This is a genomic window from Exiguobacterium sp. s39, assembly GCF_018618925.1.
In the GTDB taxonomy this organism is placed as follows: Bacteria; Bacillota; Bacilli; order Exiguobacteriales; family Exiguobacteriaceae; genus Exiguobacterium_A; species Exiguobacterium_A abrahamii.
Genome location: NZ_JACSNA010000001.1, coordinates 307,812 through 327,106, shown reverse-complemented (window position 1 = coordinate 327,106; position 19,295 = coordinate 307,812). Strand labels below are relative to the sequence as shown.

At 47.0% G+C, this 19,295-nt stretch carries 18 protein-coding genes; 11 read left to right on the top strand and 7 right to left on the bottom strand.

Going from position 1 to position 19,295, the window contains the following annotated elements:
- Nucleotides 1-52 precede the first annotated feature (52 nt).
- Nucleotides 53-931: a chemotaxis protein CheV gene (locus KNQ11_RS01675; protein ID WP_023467660.1), complete on the top strand. Its 879-nt coding sequence runs from the start codon at nucleotides 53-55 to the stop codon at nucleotides 929-931.
- A 46-nt stretch (nucleotides 932-977) separates the two neighbouring features.
- Here KNQ11_RS01675 and KNQ11_RS01670 read toward each other — a convergent pair whose 3' ends face one another.
- Complete coding sequence (locus KNQ11_RS01670; RefSeq protein ID WP_023467659.1) at nucleotides 978-1,346, bottom strand: Hpt domain-containing protein; 369 nt, start codon at nucleotides 1,344-1,346, stop codon at nucleotides 978-980.
- 122 nt (nucleotides 1,347-1,468) lie between these two features.
- Between KNQ11_RS01670 and KNQ11_RS01665 the strand changes: the two genes are divergently transcribed.
- A complete protein-coding gene (locus KNQ11_RS01665; protein WP_023467658.1) occupies nucleotides 1,469-2,404 on the top strand; it encodes a magnesium transporter CorA family protein in 936 nt (311 codons plus the stop codon).
- Nucleotides 2,405-2,484: 80 nt separating this feature from the next.
- Here the strand turns inward: KNQ11_RS01665 and KNQ11_RS01660 are convergent, their stop codons facing one another.
- Nucleotides 2,485-3,588, bottom strand: a complete 1,104-nt coding sequence (locus tag KNQ11_RS01660) for a PP2C family protein-serine/threonine phosphatase (RefSeq protein ID WP_035408959.1) — start codon at nucleotides 3,586-3,588, stop codon at nucleotides 2,485-2,487.
- Between the two features lie 126 nt (nucleotides 3,589-3,714).
- Between KNQ11_RS01660 and ytzI the strand changes: the two genes are divergently transcribed.
- Complete coding sequence (gene ytzI / locus KNQ11_RS01655; RefSeq protein ID WP_023467656.1) at nucleotides 3,715-3,888, top strand: YtzI protein; 174 nt, start codon at nucleotides 3,715-3,717, stop codon at nucleotides 3,886-3,888.
- A 134-nt stretch (nucleotides 3,889-4,022) separates the two neighbouring features.
- Nucleotides 4,023-4,574 (top strand): hypothetical protein, encoded by a 552-nt coding sequence (locus KNQ11_RS01650; RefSeq protein ID WP_023467655.1) that lies wholly within the window; start codon nucleotides 4,023-4,025, stop codon nucleotides 4,572-4,574.
- A gap of 52 nt (nucleotides 4,575-4,626) precedes the next feature.
- On the opposite strand, the gene KNQ11_RS01645 is transcribed toward KNQ11_RS01650, so the two are convergent.
- Both KNQ11_RS01645 and KNQ11_RS01640 read right to left on the bottom strand, forming a co-directional pair.
- Nucleotides 4,627-5,211 carry a YdcF family protein gene (locus tag KNQ11_RS01645; RefSeq protein WP_023467654.1) on the bottom strand — a complete coding sequence of 195 codons (585 nt, stop codon included), beginning with the start codon at nucleotides 5,209-5,211 and terminating at the stop codon, nucleotides 4,627-4,629.
- Nucleotides 5,212-5,571: 360 nt separating this feature from the next.
- Nucleotides 5,572-6,396, bottom strand: a complete 825-nt coding sequence (locus tag KNQ11_RS01640; RefSeq protein WP_149427005.1) for an endonuclease I family protein — start codon at nucleotides 6,394-6,396, stop codon at nucleotides 5,572-5,574.
- Between the two features lie 337 nt (nucleotides 6,397-6,733).
- On the opposite strand from KNQ11_RS01640, the gene amyS reads away from it, so the two are divergent.
- Nucleotides 6,734-8,275 (top strand): alpha-amylase, encoded by a 1,542-nt coding sequence (gene amyS, locus KNQ11_RS01635; RefSeq protein ID WP_214769151.1) that lies wholly within the window; start codon nucleotides 6,734-6,736, stop codon nucleotides 8,273-8,275.
- A gap of 45 nt (nucleotides 8,276-8,320) precedes the next feature.
- On the opposite strand, the gene KNQ11_RS01630 is transcribed toward amyS, so the two are convergent.
- Nucleotides 8,321-8,935: an NAD(P)-dependent oxidoreductase gene (locus KNQ11_RS01630; RefSeq protein WP_149427003.1), complete on the bottom strand. Its 615-nt coding sequence runs from the start codon at nucleotides 8,933-8,935 to the stop codon at nucleotides 8,321-8,323.
- Nucleotides 8,936-9,116: 181 nt separating this feature from the next.
- Here KNQ11_RS01630 and KNQ11_RS01625 point away from each other — a divergent pair, with 181 nt between their 5' ends.
- From KNQ11_RS01625 to KNQ11_RS01600, 6 genes are all read left to right on the top strand, one after another.
- Complete coding sequence (locus tag KNQ11_RS01625; RefSeq protein ID WP_214769148.1) at nucleotides 9,117-9,812, top strand: hypothetical protein; 696 nt, start codon at nucleotides 9,117-9,119, stop codon at nucleotides 9,810-9,812.
- A 17-nt stretch (nucleotides 9,813-9,829) separates the two neighbouring features.
- Nucleotides 9,830-10,753, top strand: coding sequence for an AAA family ATPase (locus tag KNQ11_RS01620; RefSeq protein WP_029341157.1), 924 nt, complete (start codon nucleotides 9,830-9,832; stop codon nucleotides 10,751-10,753).
- 6 nt (nucleotides 10,754-10,759) lie between these two features.
- Nucleotides 10,760-11,827 carry a DUF58 domain-containing protein gene (locus tag KNQ11_RS01615; protein ID WP_214769145.1) on the top strand — a complete coding sequence of 356 codons (1,068 nt, stop codon included), beginning with the start codon at nucleotides 10,760-10,762 and terminating at the stop codon, nucleotides 11,825-11,827.
- 28 nt (nucleotides 11,828-11,855) lie between these two features.
- Nucleotides 11,856-12,716 carry an ABC transporter permease subunit gene (locus tag KNQ11_RS01610; protein ID WP_023467647.1) on the top strand — a complete coding sequence of 287 codons (861 nt, stop codon included), beginning with the start codon at nucleotides 11,856-11,858 and terminating at the stop codon, nucleotides 12,714-12,716.
- A complete protein-coding gene (locus KNQ11_RS01605) occupies nucleotides 12,716-13,744 on the top strand; it encodes an ABC transporter permease subunit (protein ID WP_214769142.1) in 1,029 nt (342 codons plus the stop codon). The genes KNQ11_RS01610 and KNQ11_RS01605 overlap by 1 nt, the downstream gene beginning before the upstream one ends.
- A gap of 114 nt (nucleotides 13,745-13,858) precedes the next feature.
- Nucleotides 13,859-15,031: an MFS transporter gene (locus tag KNQ11_RS01600; protein ID WP_214769139.1), complete on the top strand. Its 1,173-nt coding sequence runs from the start codon at nucleotides 13,859-13,861 to the stop codon at nucleotides 15,029-15,031.
- Nucleotides 15,032-15,300: 269 nt separating this feature from the next.
- Here KNQ11_RS01600 and KNQ11_RS01595 read toward each other — a convergent pair whose 3' ends face one another.
- A complete protein-coding gene (locus tag KNQ11_RS01595; RefSeq protein WP_214769136.1) occupies nucleotides 15,301-16,410 on the bottom strand; it encodes an MFS transporter in 1,110 nt (369 codons plus the stop codon).
- A gap of 143 nt (nucleotides 16,411-16,553) precedes the next feature.
- Nucleotides 16,554-19,109, bottom strand: coding sequence for an ATP-binding protein (locus KNQ11_RS01590; RefSeq protein WP_214769133.1), 2,556 nt, complete (start codon nucleotides 19,107-19,109; stop codon nucleotides 16,554-16,556).
- Nucleotides 19,110-19,295 lie beyond the last annotated feature (186 nt).

Below are 19,295 nucleotides of genomic sequence, written 5' to 3'. Positions count from 1 at the left end.
GCCGATAACTAGTCAGAAGTGAAGTGAAGGTAATGGAAAGGGGCACAACCATATGTATAATCAGCACGATATTTTATTAGAAGCCGGCACGAACGAACTCGAGATCGTCATCTTCCATTGCGGACCATACACGTTTGGAATCAACGTCATGAAGGTTCGGGAAATCATCGTTCCGCTCCCGATGACACCACTCCCAGGTACACCGGACGCTGTTAAAGGATTGATTGAACTGCGTGGCGAAGTCATGACAGTCATCGATTTGCCGACGGTCATTGGTGTTCCACACGATGAAGCAACCGAGGATCGATTGATCATCTGTGAATTTAATGGGGAAAAAAGCGTCCTGCGTGTCGATTCCGTGACGGAAATCCGTCGTATCTCATGGGAACAGATCGATACACCAAACGAACTCGCTCGTGGCATTGAGGGATTAACGAACGGTGTCGTCAAAACGGGCGACAAAATGATCATCTTGCTCGACTACGAAAAAATCGCACTTGAGCTCTCACGCAAGGATATCTTCGCCCGCGAAGAAGGGCGTCGCGTCCAGTCCCGTGACCGGTCCGACAAAGTCATCTGGATCGCCGAAGACTCGGAAATGCTCCGGACGTTGATCATCGAAACACTCGAGGAAGCCGGTTACCATGGTCTGAAATGGTTCATCAATGGTAAGGAAGCTTTTGATGCGTTTGAGAACGGAAGCAACTGTGACCTCCTGATCACCGATATCGAGATGCCGAAGATGGATGGACTACACTTGACGAAACGACTCCGTGAAGATGATCGTTATGCGGAATTGCCAATCATCGTCTTCTCTTCCTTGATTTCCGACGATTTACGCCATAAAGGTGAGTCGGTTGGTGTCAATGCACAAATCACGAAACCGGAAATCGGTCGTTTGATCGAAACGGTCGATTCATACGTCTTATAAGAAAAAAAGCCGACAGCATGTCGGCTTTTTTGATCTATTCGATTGCTCAACGCAGCGCGTCAAGATTTTTTCCAGTAAACACATCGAGCCAGACGACACGGAATTCCACCATGCATTGCTCAATCCGATCGACGATTTCTTGTGTTCCGGTCATTGAACCAGATTCTGCTTCTTTTTCAAGCAGTTCGAAATCATCAGCTAAATCATCAGCGGCAACGGAATAGGAAGCACCTTTTAGCAAGTGAGCGAGCTTTTCAGTTTGCTCAGCATCTTGCTTGGCGACGGCATCTTTTAGTTCAGGAAACTTTCGATCGAACTGCGCGATATACGTTTCTCCGATTTTTTGAAGGAACGCGTGATCCCCACCCGCGATCGATTGAAGTTCTTCGAGCTTCTTAGCATTAAAAAAAGGCATGTCTTCCCCTCCTCTGTTTTCATCTTATCACTAATCTTCGTAAAAAAAAATCGGAGAATCATTTACACGCCATCGTTTCTATTTCTATAATGAGACAGTGAAGAGCAGGAGGGATAGACAATATGTTGACGATTTATCGAAGCGATGTCACCGGGGCAGTCAACGAGATACAGGAGTTCACGAAGGGTTCCTGGATCCATCTTGTCAATCCGACAAAGGACGAAGCCGACCAAGTCATCGCTGCTACGAATATTCCAGAGGATTTCATTTATGACCCTTTGGACGTGGAAGAAAAACCACGTTTTGAAAAAGATGAAGAAGGTCTACTGATGATCGTCGACGTTCCCTACATCGAAGAAGAATCATCAGGACGCCGTTATAATACGATTCCGCTCGGTATCATCGTGACATCCCGTCATTTCATTACCGTTTGTTCGCAACAGCTCGATGTCCTGACGTTATTCTCGAGTGGTAAGTTGCGAGGATTCCGGACGAATTACCGATCGCGCTTCGTATTCCAGATTCTCTATAAAGTCAGTTCCTCGTATTTACGTTTCTTGCGTCAAATCGATCGTCGTATGGACGAACTTGAGGAAGAACTTCAACGTTCGATGCGAAATCAAGAAATCTTTCAATTGATGAACCTTCAAAAATCATTGGTCTATTTCATGACGTCCTTGAAATCGAACGATGGTGTGCTCGACCGAATCATTAAGACTCCGAGTCTTGAGAAACATGAAGATGATGAAGATTTACTGGAAGACGTCTTCGTCGAACACCGACAAGCGATGGAGATGGCTCAAATCTATAAAGACATCATCAGTTCGACGATGGATACGTTTGGTTCTGTCATCTCGAACAACGTCAACTTCGTCATGAAGTTCCTTGCCTCGATTACGATTGTCATCTCGATTCCGACGATGATTTCCGGGATGTTCGGGATGAACGTCCACGTTCCATGGGAAGGAGAAGTCATCGGATTCTGGATTGTTTTCGGTATGATGATCTTCTTCTCTGGTCTTGCCGCCTTCATCTTATGGCGGAGAAGGTTCTTTTAGTTCAAGTAGATTCAGAGCTTGTATGACTCAAAAAAGACTCAGCGACGGTGCTTCCTTCGCTGAGTCTTTTCATTTACAGGTTAATTGATTTCGACCGTCACGAGACATAAGTCATCCGCTTCATCGCTCTGATCCGGTTGAATCAACTGATGGATGTTCGGTCCTTGTTGTTCGATCAGATTCTGGATGGCGTGGATTCCTTCATCAATGCCTTTACTGTAGAGTTCCATGAAACCATCCGTGTACAAGTAAACACATCCTGGTGAGACGATGTCGATCGTCTTGCTCGAATACGTCGAGTCTTCGAACATACCGACAGGAAGTCCCGTATTCTCAAGCGGAATGATTTGATCATTCATGCGTAACAAACCAGGTGGGTGCCCTGCGTTCGCATAGCTGAGCTTCATCTCATCTAGGTCGATGTAGAGGTAAACGGCAGTGAAATAGATTTCTGTCTCGTCTCCCGGGAACAAACGACTCATCTGCTGATTCAATTCTTCAAGTACTTGTGCTGGATCACCAATCCGGTGCACGAGTTCGAACAAAATCGAACTCATTCCCATCGTGATCAGCGCAGAAGAGACACCGTGTCCCATGACGTCAAACAAGATGATGCCGTATTTATTTTGAGAGATGCGGTACCAGGCGTACATATCTCCTGCTAATTTCTTAGAAGGGATATACGTCGCCATGATGCGGATCTCATCGTCTTCGATATTCGCACTGAGCACACTCTGTTGCAGTTTTTGCGCCAAATCAAAGTCTTCCTGTAATACTTTTTCATATCGTTTTCGCGCATCGATTGCTTGCTTCAGACCAATCGCGTTACGAACTCGCGCGAGCAATTCCGTTTTACGGATCGGTTTCGTCGTATAATCCGATGCTCCTGCATTCAGTCCATCAACGATATCTTCTTCGTTTGATCGCCCGGAAACGATCAGAATCGGTAATTCATCAAGACCAAACCGTTTTCGAATCAAACGTGTCGCCTCGATTCCGCTGATTCCTGGCATTTCGACGTCGAGGAGAACGACGTCCAACTGTTCGATGAATAACGGATCCTCCATCAATTCGATTGCTTCTTCCCCACTCATCGCCTTGACGACGTCATAGCCTTCATTTTCTAACAATCGCTCTAGGAGCATTAAATTCGTTAACTCATCATCTACGACCAAAATACTCATACGCCGTCACCTCGTTCCGTTTAACATGTTTATCTGACATCAGTTTAGCACACAACCTACAATTTCGTTTAGACGGAAGATGCGTTTTCCGTCATACTAGAAAGTGAACGAAAGGAGGAGTGGACTATGTGGTTATATGTCGTCTCCATTCTCATCATCGTATTCGTCTTGGTCGCCTCGATCATCGTCATTTCGAAAGGATATGGCTACAAAGGCAACAAAGATGATATCGAAATCGATTATGATGAAATCAACCGAAAACTTCGTCACGAAAATGATGATGATTCATCCAACAAATGAACCTCTTAGACCATCATATCACGATGGTCTTTTTTATATTCATTTCAAATACATGTTATTTTTAAATGTTTTTTATTCACTCACAAGGGTATATCCATATCATGGTTAAATATTATCTCAAGGGAGTGTTCATCATGGAACCGAAGCTTCAACATGATCCACACGCAGCACACGCAGAACATCCGAATCGCCAGTTCGATCAGGAAGAATCATCAGGTCGTCAAATCAATCTCGTCACAGGGATGTTGCTCGGTGCCCTTGTCGGCGGTCTATTGACGCTACTTAGTTCTTCGTCTCGCCAAAATACGAAACAGAGTTTACGGGGAGCGAAAGATTCCGTCTCTACCCTCGCTTCTTCTATTAAGGAAGATCCGTCAGGTAAAGCATCACAAGTCATCAATCAAGTGAAGAGTGCTTCAAGCATCATTCAAGAAGTCGCATCTGACGTTCAAAATGTCTATGACAAAGTGAACACAGAGCTTGAAACGGTGAAATCAGATGCCTCGACGGTGAAAGAGACAGTAAATGAGACGAAAGGTGACTTGAATGCAATCAGCAATAAAGTCGTCGAAGCGAAGGATGTCGCACTCGGCAAAGAAGAACCACCTGCTGAGCATGATGCTTCCGACAAACAAGCAAATGATTCTCAATCTTCTGAGGAAAAACATAAAGGTGAAGGCATCTAATCATTCAATGCACTTCTTCTTTCTCCCCGACATGTTCAGCATGTCGGGGTTTTTAGCGTAGGAATTGAACAACGATCGCAACGCGTTCGCGCATTCCAAATCGAAGGACTCCTGAAAGTGGCGTTTCAGCCGGAATCGCATCCGTCTGTAAACCAAGTTGTTTCGCCTCTTGTCGCGCACGGTACAGATGAAAGTCTGACGTGACGATCGAGACGCGACGAACGTCCTTTGGCAACAACGCTTTTGAAAATTGTAGATTTTCCGTCGTTGATGTCGAGTCGGCTTCAAGGATCAACCGTTCTTCAGCAATCCCAGATGCCACCATCCCGCGACGCATCGCCTCTGCTTCTGAAATATCTTCATCTGGACCTTGTCCACCGCTCAAGATGAAGCGGACTTCTGAATGTTGTTTCCCATATGCCGCAGCTGCCTGAATCCGGTTATGTAGGATTTGCGACGGTTTTTCTCCTTTGACACCCGCACCGAGGACGATGACATACGGTGACGTCCCATCAGCGAGTGGCCGTTCCCCTTTATTGACGAAAATACCGACACTGTACCAGAAGGCGACACAAGCGACTAGTCCCCCACCGACCATCCATTTGATGTTTCGTTTGTTAAACGTGCGTTTGATCATACCGTACGACCTCTCTACTAAAAAATGGCTTACGGTAGGCAATACGAATGGTTCTCCAAAAAAGTTTCAGCATAACAGGTTCGGACTCAATGAAAAAAGGCTGACTCAAAAAAGAATGACGCGTCTTTTCACGCCCTTTCCTCAGGTGAGACACAAGCCAGTTTTCCTGCTTTATTCAAGCAGGAAAGCGGGTCTTATTTGTATCTGACAGCGCAAAGATGCGCTTTTCCCTGTAGGAGTTGCGTGAAACGCGTCATTCTTTTTGTTACAAGATAAGGATGGCAGATCATCATTCTGCCACCCTTATCTTTGTAGAGACTGACTGTTGAGTCAGCCCCTTTCCTATTCACTGACTCGTCATCAATTCCCCCAAATTGATGTTACGTATTCCGGATGATCGATGAACGGATTCCGGTTTTTTTGCCACTTCTCAAAGATGACATCGTTGCGACGTTTCTCGAAGCTATCAACTGGGTCAAGCTTATTCCATGCTTTCAGCGTCGACAATTTGCCATGTAACGGGTTCGTACCATTATTGACGTTTTCAGAAGCTTCGAGATCGATTTCTCCGCCACCTTCATAACGAACCGCCATGTAGAAGATCATCCGCGCGATATCACCTTTGACACGGTTCGGTGGTTCCCACGAATCGCTATCGCGATAGCAATCACATCCACTGTATTTCGTACCGCCATTATCGAAATCTAAATTCCCACGTGCGCTGTTGACGACAACGTCTTCCGGACGCAAGTGATGCAAGTCTGTTCCTGGACCGTTTGACGTACCAAAGTCACCGTGTGACTTTGCCCAGACATGTTCACGATTCCATTGACCGACATTCCCACCGTTACTGCTCTTTGAAATCGATTTCCCCGTGTATAACTCGATGACGTTATTCGCATTGTTTGGATCTTGATCCGTTTCTTTCAGTGCTGTCCATACCGTGTCGTATGACACTTGTGTATGATTATCGATGATATCGTGCAGCGATGCCTTCAACGCTGCCCCTGTCTTCCCCGCTGCTGGTAAATAGTACGCATCGATCGTCGATTGTGACGTAACCATCTGCGGACCTGCTGAAACTTGTTTTGGATCAACTGTTTTTGCTGTGACCGGTGTAAAGACGATTGACCCGAGCGCAAGTGTTGCAGCGAGCGCACCTGTGACCTTTGACTTCCAGTTCATGTGTGTTCCCCCTTAAATGGTATGTATGAAAGCGGATGTTACACGCTCATTTTCACACCGAATCCATTCCTGGTGGAAGATGGACGATAGACCTGCTTTTTTGAAGATGAGTCGTCGTTCAGAATATTCATTGAAAGGCAACGGTTAGATGGTCCTGATTTTTTTCATTTATGACGTCAATCCGATCAAAATAGTTCTTCAGAAGAAATATTCTAGGGTCAAAAGTCACGAACAAAAGAGACTTACAAATAAGAATCCGGGACGATATTCCTCCTGTCTGAAGCTTCCCTATAATAAATAATGCAAGCGCTTTCACAAATCATAAGGAGGTCTTTACGTGAAACAAAAAAGATGGATTTTAGCAACCGTCGCATCTGCTGCTTTTTTAGCGCCACTTGCGCAACCGATTGCAGTCGGCGCAACAGCAGACAACGGAACGATGATGCAGTATTTCGAATGGTATGTGCCAAATGACGGTAACCACTGGAACCGTCTCGGGAGTGACGCAACAAAGCTCGATCAGCTCGGGATCACATCGGTCTGGATTCCCCCTGCTTACAAAGGTACCTCGCAAAATGATGTCGGGTACGGCGCCTATGATTTGTACGATTTAGGTGAGTTCAACCAAAAAGGAACGGTCCGTACGAAATACGGCACAAAGGCGCAATTAAAAACGGCGATTGGACAATTGCATACCGCCGGAATCGATGTCTATGGCGATGTCGTCATGAACCATAAAGGTGGCGCTGATTTCACGGAAGCCGTCACGGCAGTCGAAGTCAATCCGGGTAACCGTAATCAGGAAGTCTCTGGCGATTATCAAATCCAGGCATGGACGGGCTTCAATTTTGCAGCGCGAAATAACCTCTACTCGAACTTCAAGTGGAAATGGTACCACTTCGACGGCACGGACTGGGATCAATCGCGTTCAAAAAGCGCCATCTACAAGTTCCGCGGTACCGGTAAAGCGTGGGATACGGATGTCTCAGGTGAAAATGGCAACTACGATTACTTGATGTATGCGGATCTCGACTTCGATCATCCAGAAGTCCAGCAAGAAATGAAGAACTGGGGCAAATGGTACGTCAACGAACTTGGTCTTGATGGGTTCCGTCTCGATGCCGTCAAGCATATCAAACACGGTTACTTAGCGGACTGGCTCGCGAACGTTCGTCAGACGACGGGCAAACCATTGTTTACAGTCGCAGAGTACTGGCAGAACGATCTCGGCACGTTGCAAAACTACTTAAGTCGGACGAATTATCAACAATCCGTCTTTGATGCACCGCTTCATTATAAGTTCGAACAGGCAAGTAAAGGCGGCGGGTACTATGACATGCGGACGATCTTTGACGGTACTCTCGTCAAGAGCAATCCAGTCCAAGCCGTCACACTCGTAGAGAACCATGATTCGCAGCCTGGACAATCGCTTGAATCAACGGTTCAGTCATGGTTCAAACCGCTTGCTTACGCGATGATTCTGACACGTGAACAAGGCTATCCGTCGGTCTTCTATGGTGACTACTATGGTACAAAGGGTACGTCGAATCGCGAAATTCCAGCACTCGCTTCGAAGATTGATCCGTTACTCAAAGCACGGAAGGACTTCGCGTTCGGGAAACAAAACGATTACCTCGATAACCAAGACATCATCGGTTGGACACGTGAAGGTGTCTCAGACCGTGCAAAATCAGGTCTTGCGACGATTCTGTCAGATGGTCCTGGCGGTAGCAAGTGGATGTACGTCGGGCTTCAGAACAAAGGAGAAGTCTGGACGGATATCACTGGTAACAACACGAAGTCGGTCACGATCAATCAAGATGGCTACGGTCAATTCTTCGTTAACGGTGGTTCGGTCTCCGTCTATCGTCAACAATAAGCAATCAAAAAAGACTCTTCCGTATGTGGGAGAGTCTTTTTTTCTTCATTCTGCTAAACCGACACTCGATTTGATATGATCTTCTGTCTCGATTGCCTGTAAGAGGAAATGCGCCACATCTGCGCGATTGATCTGTTTCGCATCTTCCGGTACACCTGTATCTGCTTGACGATAAAGTCCCGTCAACGGACCGTTCAGTAAACGGAGTGGTCGAGCTACCGTATAGTTCAAATCTGCTTGTTGCAAAAGCGCGATCGCTTGGCGGTGATCCTTCAGTGGATTTTTCAGAATCCGCTGAGCGAGCATCCCTTGTACACCCGGTAATTCATCATCAACACCGGCAGACGCAACATAACCGATCCGGTCTACCCCCTGTTTTTTCATCGCTGTCACGATCCGGACGAGACTCCGTTCTAAAAAGCCGCTATATGCAAGACTCTCTGTGCCAAGAGCCGTCAGGACAGCCTCTTGCCCGGCAACAGCAGTCGTCACCGCTTCTTGATCGAGCACGTCGCCTTTAACGACGTGTAACCGTTCGTCACGTAGTGTCAGTTTTTCCGGACTGCGGACAAATGCTGTGACCTCATGCCCGTGATCAATCGCTTGCTTGACCAGTTCTTGCCCCGTTTGACCCGTCGCTCCAAAAATAATCAATTTCATACAAAACACCCTTTCTCTTTCAAGAACCACTGATTCCATCATACCCTCACCACTTGAAAATGAATCGTCTCACCTTGTCTTTATTTTCAGAAAATTGTTTTTATTTGTTAAGCGTGTATGCTAAAATCTTCCTAAGTACATATGGATATTTTTTCCTTAAAAACAGGAAGGAGGATCGCTTGTGTTACGGCAACGCTTTATCATGTCGCTTGGTGTCATTCTGATTGGTCTGTTCTTGTTTCAAACCGTCACGACGTACGTTTATACACATTACATCATGCCGGATCCTTTTAAGAAGCCTTCGATCTCACAAAGTGAAGCAAACGGTGAAATTACTTTTAAAGAAGGTCATTTACATTCTAACAAAAAAGGCAAAATGCCTTTTGAACCGATCGATCCACGACCTGGTCCAAAAGAGCTCTGGAAATCTTTTAAAGCGGATGTATCTAACTCTGACTCCCCCCTTTCTTATCTGCAATACATCATTTTAATCAGCTTGTTTAGTTTCATGGTCTGGAAACTCGTTCAGTCGCGCCGCGTGAAAAAACGGCGCATTCCTACAGGAGACGTAACGGATGACGTTCCATTCGCTCAATCGATCTTTCATCCTACTTCTTTAAGAAAATCGCCTTACCTGTATGCATCGTATTCGTCTTCACGTGTCCGTGATCTTGTCATTCGTTTTGAGCAACATTTACCACGCAGTCAGCAACGTCGTCCGAACGAAACGCTTGAAGACTGGTTACGTCGGATTGAGGTCTCTGTCGATTTTCAGTTGTATCGGAATATTCGCTACGGTGATATGTCGGAAACAATCGTCACGAACGATGAGATTCTACGTTTCGAACAACAATTAGCACGCTACTCAACCATTTGACCTTGGAGGGATTTCCTATGAAACTACAACAATTAAAAGACCAACTCAATTCCATCTATCTCGGTAAACCGGACGTCATCGACCTTTGTCTGACAGCACTCATCGCAGAAGGACATATTCTACTAGAAGACGTACCGGGAACAGGGAAAACGATGCTCGCCAAGGCGCTCGCTCAAAGCTTTGAAAGTGCCTTCTCGCGGATTCAGTTTACGGCGGACCTTCTCCCGTCAGACGTCATCGGTTCGGACTTCTTCAACTTAAAGACGCAGGAGTTCGAGAATAAACGCGGTCCATTGTTTGCGAACGTCGTCTTGATCGATGAGATCAACCGTGCCGTTCCGCGGACACAATCGGCCTTGCTCGAAGCGATGGAGGAACGTCAAGTCTCGATTGGTGGAACGACCTATCAGATGCCAGCCCCGTTCTTCGTCATCGCGACACAAAATCCGATCGAATCAGCAGGAACGTTCCCGCTACCAGACGCACAACTCGACCGGTTCATGGTCGCGATCGAAGTCGGTTATCCGGATTTCGAGAACGAACGCCGCTTATTGTCTGAGATTCTGACGAATGTCCGCCGGTCAGCTGTCGGCATCGCGTCAGGTGGCGACTTGATTTCTTGGCAGGAAGAGGCACGCCGCGTCCATGCATCGCAAGACGTGCTTGATTATCTATTACACATCGTTCAAGCGACACGAAACCATGAACTCATTGAAGTCGGTGTCAGTCCGCGTGGAGCGATTGCATTACTTCGCGCCTCGCAAAGCTACGCTTTCTTGAATCAACGCGACTTCATCATCCCGGAAGATATCAAATATCTTGCAAAACACGTCCTATCCCATCGCCTGACACTGACACTCGAAGGTGGAATCAAGACGACGAAAGCGGCTGTTTTGACGCATATTCTGGACGACGTGCCGGTTCCGGTCGAGATGGGGTGACGAATCATGCAGATTGAACGTTCCGTCCCGTTTTGGCTTGAACGCCGACTTTTTCCACTGTACGTCACGATGACGTTCATCTTCCTCTTCATTCCGCGTCTTTCCGTCCTCGGATTTCTGTTCGCAGCTTTGGCGACGATTCATTTCGTCGTCGGGCGAACAGAAAAGCAGTTACGACGGGACGTCGCCATCGAATGGAAGCACTATGAATCATTGATGTTCAACCAGGAACAGACGACACTCCATTTACAAGTCTTCGGTGTCGAATCCTTGAGTCAGCTTGGGCTCGAAGCGACCCTTCGTTTGCACACGGATGGCGGAGTCATCTTTCCGGAGATGGATCCACTTCACCCGGCGACGTTTCATGCAGTGATTGACTCTGAAGACGCAGTGACGATCCCGATTCAGACGGTTCGTCGTGGACCAGCCGAATTCGATGAGATCATCTTGACGATTCGTCTGCCGTGGAAGATGGGCGTTTATCTCTTCACGTTCGATACGTATCCGTCGTTTACAGTCTTGCCGTCCTTGACGGCGCAAGCGACGCCGTTGCTATTACAGCGTTTACGGATCGGCGACCGACCGGACCGTTACTCACCGCTCAAGAACAAACTCGTTCAGCTTGGTGCAAAACCTTATACGGCGGAACCGTCAAAAGAAATCGATTGGTATGCGACGGCGAAGACCGGTCGCCTGCAGGCGAAAGTATTCGAAACGAGCAATCAGGATACGTTTACGATTGCCTTGAACTTATCTGCCCCGAGCGGTTACGGACTCCACCAACAATTTGAGACGTTCATCGAACAAGCGGCATTCCTGATCAGTGAATTAATCAAGGAGGGCTGTAAGATTGAACTGTTCTTGAATCGACTCGACGTAGCAAACCGGATGACACATCTCTCGTTACAAGAAGGACAACCGCAATTAAAACATGTCTTGATGACCCTTTCGACGGTCTCGACGCGTGATTCGTTCATCGCGACACAACAGTTCGAACGCTATGTACTGCGCCGGAAACATATGAACAGTCAGTTGATCCAAATTGGCAATGACCGGATCCTCGCCATCGGCTGAGGATCCAAAGAAAGGAGTTTTTCGCCTCATGGTGTTTATCGCCCGAAAATCAATTCAGCTTATCGTGGCATTTTTTGTCTTGATTGCGATCAGCGCCCTTCCGGCGCTTGTCGCGCAAATGAAATTCAACCCAGCAAGCTACTGGGAAGGTCTGAAACAGCAATTTGCTCAATTAACGAAACTTGATGAGATTACCTATTTCAACGTAACCGCTCAAAAGGAATTCTTGTTGCTTCCTACCATCAGTCCATTCATTAAAGAGACGTTAATCATCTTTACGACAGCTATGCTGGTCTCCGCTGTGTGTGCGATTTTTTATGCTTATCTGTTTTATCGGAGTGGTCGCAAAACACGTATGATGCTGAAGCAAACGACGCGGACGCTTGAGATGGTTCCGGATCTGTTCTGGATCATTCTTTCACAATTCCTTGTCCTCTATCTGTTTAAAACGACCGGGTATGACAAAATCGAAATTGCGGGATCCTATGCTGAGTACATTCGTTTTTTACCGATTCTTACGCTAACGTTGACAACACTATTCTTCTTCATCAAATGGTTGACGACGCAAGTACTCGAACAGGAAGCTGCTCCTTTCCTTGAACTCGCACGGGCTAAAGGCATTCGTCCTGCCGCTCTTTTCTGGAAACATTTGATTCCGACAATGATCTATCGGTTTTATCTGTTTTTCCGAGCGAACATCATTACGGTATTATCGAGTCTCGTGATCATTGAATACACGTTCGAAGTGCAAGGTATGTTCCGGTTCGTCTTTTATAATGGACAAATGCCGATTTTGATGGTCATCTTGTTCTTAATCTATCTACCGATTTTCATCATTGATTTGTTGGCAGAATGGCTTATTCCTAACGCCTGGAAAGGGGGGATTTGATGCGTCGTACTTTGATGCGAGATCCTGTCTTCTGGCTATGTTTATTTTTACTCACTGGTTTACTGCTCCTTAGTTTTGGAAATACGATCTTTCGTGATGGTCAAGTCGATCAAATCTCGAACCGGTATGCTGAAGACGGTACGTTCCTTGCGACATCACCACTAAAACCGTCAAGTGATCAATGGCTCGGTACAGACCGCTCTGGCTATGACCTCTTTCAATTGATGATTGAAGGATTTAAATGGACAGCCGGTATTTGTATGATTGTTGCGCTCGGTCGAATGTTTCTTTCGCTAGTGATTGCGATTCCGCTAGCTTTTAGAAGTGCTCGCGTCAATCGATACTTAAAACTTATTCTTGATGGATTTTTAGTTTTACCGCTCTCTCTTGTCGCGTTGCTCATTTTGCTTCCATCACTTACGTTCTTTGATTCGACTGCTATCCCATCGTTGTTCGACCGTGTATCGTTCGAGTTGATCGTCTTGATTTTGCTTGGTCTCCCCTCTTTATCGCTTTATCTGATTGCTGAGACCCGTCAGTTACTTAGTCAAGAGTTCATGATTGTCGCCCAGACGCTTGGTGGCAGTCCGTGGCATCGGTTCAGACGCCACATTTGGCCACATCTTGTTCCAACGTTGACAATCGTTTTTATGCAACAGTTCATCCAAACGTTGATGTTACTCGTTCACTTATCACTTTTCAAAATTTTCTTCGCTGGAACGGTTAATTTACATGTAGGAACTGCCCCAACGATTTTTGAGTGGTCCTCGATGTTCGGTTATTACTATAACCAGTTTTCAGCGACGTCTTGGCTCAATCATATGTTCCTTGTTCCACTGATTGGGCTAGCATTAGTCGTCTTTTTCAGCAATCTATTCATGAGTCGACTCGAACGGGCTTTCCGCTTCCGCCAGCAACTAAAACCAATCAAGCTATCGGCATCTCGTGCTCAAGACGAAGCCGCTGCGACGTCGATGGTCGATCCCTTTACACTCGTTGCCCGGAACTCCCGTCACGATTCTGATTGACAATCCATTTTTTTCCTCTTACACTAGAAAAAAACATGAAATGAGGGCGTCCAATGTAAGTCATTCTGAATTCTCACTCCTAACTAAATACGTACGATATGGAGGTCATTCAGAATGAACCGGTTTAAGCTTTTATTGGTCAGTCAATGGATTGCGAATGCGGGAGATGCGCTCTATATCGTCTCCCTGATCGCGATGATCTATCAAACGACAGGGCAAGCGAGTCTCGCTGCCCTGTTTCCTGTTCTCGTCACAGCAGGCATGACAGGTAGCGGCTTCTTATTCGCCCAAGTCGCTCAACGTGTTCCCCATGCCTCCTTGTTGTTCGGCAGTCAACTCCTCAAGACGATTCTATTAGGCGTCATCTGGGGATTTGATTTACCACTGCCACTTATCCTCGCACTCGTTGGGTGTATCGCTTTCTTCGACGGATTTGCTCGTCCGATCGAAAGTGCCTTCATCCCTCGACTGTGTCAGGATGTCCAGAACGCTAACAGTCTCGTACAAGGTTCGAATCAAGTGATTCAGCTCATCATGTGGCCGCTCGGCGCCATCCTGGTCAGCTGGTTATCCCCTCTTTCCGTCTTGTCCGTCTCGGCTGGTCTGTTTTTAGGTGCCAGTCTCATCAGCTATCTGTTCTATCGAAGCGTCCGCTCTCTACCCGACCCTTCGATGGAAGGGGAAGACGTCTCCTTCCGGTCGAGTATTCGCTACACGCGAACGCATTCTTTCGCGAAAGCCAACACGTATCTCGTCGGAATCGATGCGTTCGTCAGTACGGCTTGGATTTCTGCTCTGTTCCTCGTCTACATCGATACACATTTCCAGCTATCGGAACGCTGGTGGGGCATTCTAAATGCCTTCTATCTGCTGAGCATGATCGCCGGCAGCTACATGATGTTACGTCGTCGTGGAACGCGTTCGTTGCTTTATCGTAGTATCGGCTTTTCGATTACTGCGACCCTCTTGTTTGCTTTCGCTCCAATCGTCACACTTGCCGTGATCGCTTGTCTGATCCAAGGGTTTGCAAGTCAAGTCCGGGCGATTGAGCTGAATACGTTGTTGCAGACGACGACACCACTCGAACGGTTACCGTATGTCTATAGCGTGCAACAAACCGTGTATGCACTCTGCTTCTGTCTCGGTAGTCTGCTGTTCGGATGGCTTGCCGATGTGTTTGCGATCGAGCTTGTCTATGCGCTCGCAGGAGTCCTCTCCTTGTTGATGTGGCAACCAGCTCGCCAGGTATTGGCACGTTCTTCTCAGGAGCAACGACACGTGTCGTAATAAATGACAGTCAAAAGAGGCTGACTCAAAAAAAGAATGACGCGTCTTTTCACGCCCTTTCCTCAGGCGAGACACAAGCCAGTTTTCCTGCTTGGTTGAAGCAGGAAAGCGGGTCTTGTTCGTCTCTGACAGCGCATAAATGCGCTTGTTCCTGTAGGAGTGGCGTGTGACGCGTCATTCTTTTTGTTACGAGATAAGGATGGCAGATTCTCATTCTGCCATCCTTATCTTTTTAGAGGCTGACTTTTGAATCAGCCCCTTTTTTTGATTCAGTTCTGACGCGTTCGCGTCACACTATACAATAGAAGTAACATAAGTGAGACGAGACCGAGCGCGGCATAGGTCATCTGAAGCGAGAAGACACGTTCGACGAAGACGAACAGTGTACCGGTTCCAAGCACAGCCAAACGTTCAATGACTGAGATCAGCGACGTAAACGTTGCACGTCCATTTGGCGGCGCAACTTCTTGGATGATAGTGGTCAAATAAGGCTCAGCCCAGCCATAGCACAAGTACAGCGTCCCGAGTAACCCGATACTGACGAGCGGAGAGGCAACCGACAATCCGGCAAGACACACGATATAGATCATCGCCCATCCGACCGGCGATCGGAACTGAGATAAGGACACACCGGTCGCCTGCATGATTTGAAATAACACGAAAACGAATCCGAAATGGACCATCGGTATCGTTTGATCCCGTAGATAAAGTTGCCAAAACTCATCGACGAAATCAATCGTCGCCCCGTATAACAAGACAAGACAAAGAATTCGGACGTAGACGCGTCGAAACGAAAAACCGTTTAGAAATGTCTTTAATGAACTCGTCTCTCCGTCTTGTTCTCGCGATGCTTCCTTTAAGAAAAACGTCAGCAGTACTGTTCCGAGCAATACCCACCAGGACACGTGATAGTGCCAAATCAAGTCTACCGATCGCACAGCGTAACTCCCGACAAGTGCTGCGAGTCCTGATGTCAATAAACCACCGATTGAAATCAGTCGCCAGACCGTCTCGAATCGCTCTTCTCTCCTATGCATTCGCAATGTTTCATAGACGTGGGCTTCAAGCGCTCCACTAAGTGCTGCGCCACCGATGCCGGCAAGGACCATCGCCAAAAGAAAAGCGGATAATGAGTAGGCTTCAAGCAACACCGTAAACGATAACCACTCACATACGAAACCAGCCAGAATGAACGGCTTTCTGCCCCACCGATCGGATAACAAACCGAACGGGACCTCACCAATCAACATGACCCAAGCAAAGACGATTTCTGCGATGACGACGTCGGCAATGCTCATTCCCCGGTCTTCCCAGTAAAAGCGCTCAATCACATAAGCTGGAATGAACGAACTACTGGCTTCGATCAGGATCCAAAGCATGAGTGATCGTCGGACTTAACAAGGCCATCTGCTTCGCCGCATCTCCTCACTTCCTTTCTGTTTGATAGTAGTTAATTCCCGTTTTGCAGATGAAACCAACAAAAAACGTTCTTTGATTTTTCAATCAAAGAACGTTTTTGACATTAACAATCCTCCACCGGTTCCGTGACCGGTACGACGGACTGTACGATCGGTAGTTCGACGATGAACGCGGACCCGACACCTTCCGTTGATTCGACATGAATCATTCCTTCGTGCGAACGAACGATTTCCTGACAAATCGCAAGACCAAGTCCGGTACCGCCGATTTTTCGACTATCCGAATTATCGACTCGGTAAAACTTACTAAACAATTGTGGTAACGCGTGACGCGGAATGCCAATCCCTTCGTCTTCGATCTTTAGCTGAACCCGGTCTTCGACTTGACGCATCGTAATCGTGATTTGACCACCATCCGGTGAATACTTGATCGCGTTGTTGATCAGGTTCGTGAACAGCTGGCGCATTTTTTGTTCGTCAGCATGAATCCGCCCCGTCGTCGTTTCTTCAAAATCAAGGACTAGCTCGTGATCTTTTGCCGAAGCCGTATGGAACTCGACCGTTTCCTGAATGACTTTCGTCAAATCAAGCGGTTTGAAGTCATATTGTTGCTGACTCGATTCCATGCGCTGGACATCGAGGAAGTCGTTGACGAGATTCGTCAACCGTTCGGTTTCTGCATGAATCGTCTCGAGATACCGTTGACGTTTTGATTCCTGGACGTCGCGCGCGAGCATCAATTCCGTGTAGCCGTAAATCGAGGCAAGCGGTGTCCGCAACTCATGCGAGACGGTCGAGACGAATTCCGATTTCATCCGGTCGATTGCTGTCTCTGCCGTCACGTCACGTAAGACGAGCATCGTACCGCGGAAACAACCACCGTAATGAATTTCCTCTGCATACAGCGTGACGAATCGCTCTTCCTTGTTCAAGGACAACGCCAAGCTCTCCGTCGGAATTTCCTGACTGCAGACATGATCCATGTAGGTTAAGAACGCCTCATGTTGATCAACCTGCACTGCCAACTCTTCGATTTTGACGTCAAGCGTCATCAATCCTTCTTCCGCCACTTGATCGTGCGCCGGATGATGGAATAAAGCGAGCAATGGTTTATTGGCAAAAATCGTCTCTCCTTCGATATAGATGACCGCTTCCCGAATCGAATGGAGAAGTTTTGAGGTCTTTTCCCGTTCTCGTTCGACTTCTTCAAAGACACGCATCCGGAGCAAGGAGAGTGCCAATTGACGGGAGAACGACCAGATTTCATTTGTCTGGTCTTCCGTGAAAGCATCCCGGTAACGGACGAGATAAATGCTTGCAATCATCGTGTTCGTCGCTGGATCCATCACCGGTACGACGATTTCGTACATCGTGTACGGATATGGGAGCGGATGATGACTCGCGACTTGTTTCGTCGAGCGAACAGCACGCTTGTTTTGACGTGTGCGTTCGAGTAATGACGTCGAAGCGTGTAATAACTGGTGCTCCTGAGCTGCCGTCATCCCGTACGAGACGAGATCCGTATAGCGGTCTTGCTCTAAGAAGACGATCGCTCCGAGCTCCGCATCGGTAATTGTGATCAATTTTTCGATGATCGCCGGATACGCCGTCAACGTTTCGCGAGACGCGAGTGTCTCGGTCAACTCATTGCGATAACGCAAATGGGTCTCGTTACGTAACGTGATGTCGAGTGCTTCTTCGAGCTCTTCCTGTTGCGATTGCAGTTCTTCTTGCTGAGCAATTAATTCTTCTTGTTGACTTTGGAGTTCGTCGTTACTTGCGACAAGTTGATGTTTTTGCCCGGAAATGGCGGCTGCCATCTGGTTGAACGTTGTCGTCAATTCACCAATCTCATCTTGACGATTCGTGATGACGATCGGCGTCGCATCTTCACCTTTAGCGAGTCGTCCACTTTCCCGGTTCAACTGACGCAACTGACGCGTCAAGCGGCGGACGAATGGTCGGACGAAAACGAGCGTGATCAATAAGAGGATTGCGATATTGACTGCTCCGAGAATTTGCGACGAGTTGACTTGTTTACCAAGCCGCTCTTGTGCCGCCATCTCTTGATCGTTTAAGGAATTACGATATTTTGTAAAAACGCTCTCCATATCAACGATACTTGAACTCATATCAGCCGCACTCTTCGTCTTGATGTTGAACTTTCGCTGTGGATCGAGTGGTTTTGATTTCGTTACTTTTCCAAGCGTCGGCATCTTCAAGAACGGCTCCGTCACTTTGCCGTCTTTTTTCGCCGCGACATAATTGACGAGGCTTGGCATGACGCGTTGGGTATACGCCGTGTAGAGTTCCCGTGCGTCCGTTGCATACTGTCGTTCTTCTTTAAAACGTGCATTTCGCTCGAACCACGTCGTTTGTTGATTGATACCATTTTTCTTTTCTTCGATTTCCTTCAGCATTTCTTCGTCACCAAGCAAGACGAAGCCACGCATCTCGTACTGCATACTTTGCCATGATTCGTACAAATCCGTCGCCCGTGTCCGATGTTCGTTTAACATCTTTAATTCTTGGCGTGATTCATCCACCTGTTGTTTCGTATATAGGTAGACACCACCTGTCGTTAGCAGCAGTGTCAGAAAAATCACATAAAACGCAGACATGATTTGCCGTCCGATCGTTCGATTCAACCATGTTTTCATTAAAGGAATTCAACTCCTTTCCCTTTATTCTTCTCCAGCAATAAAGGTATTCCCGTCCATTCATTGTAAACTTTTTTCAATCAATACACAGCATTCTGCTCAAAAAGATTTCAATTTCATACAACTTTAATCTAAATCGTTGTATATGACAATTAGATGTCACGATTCGATCGTTTTCAACAAAAA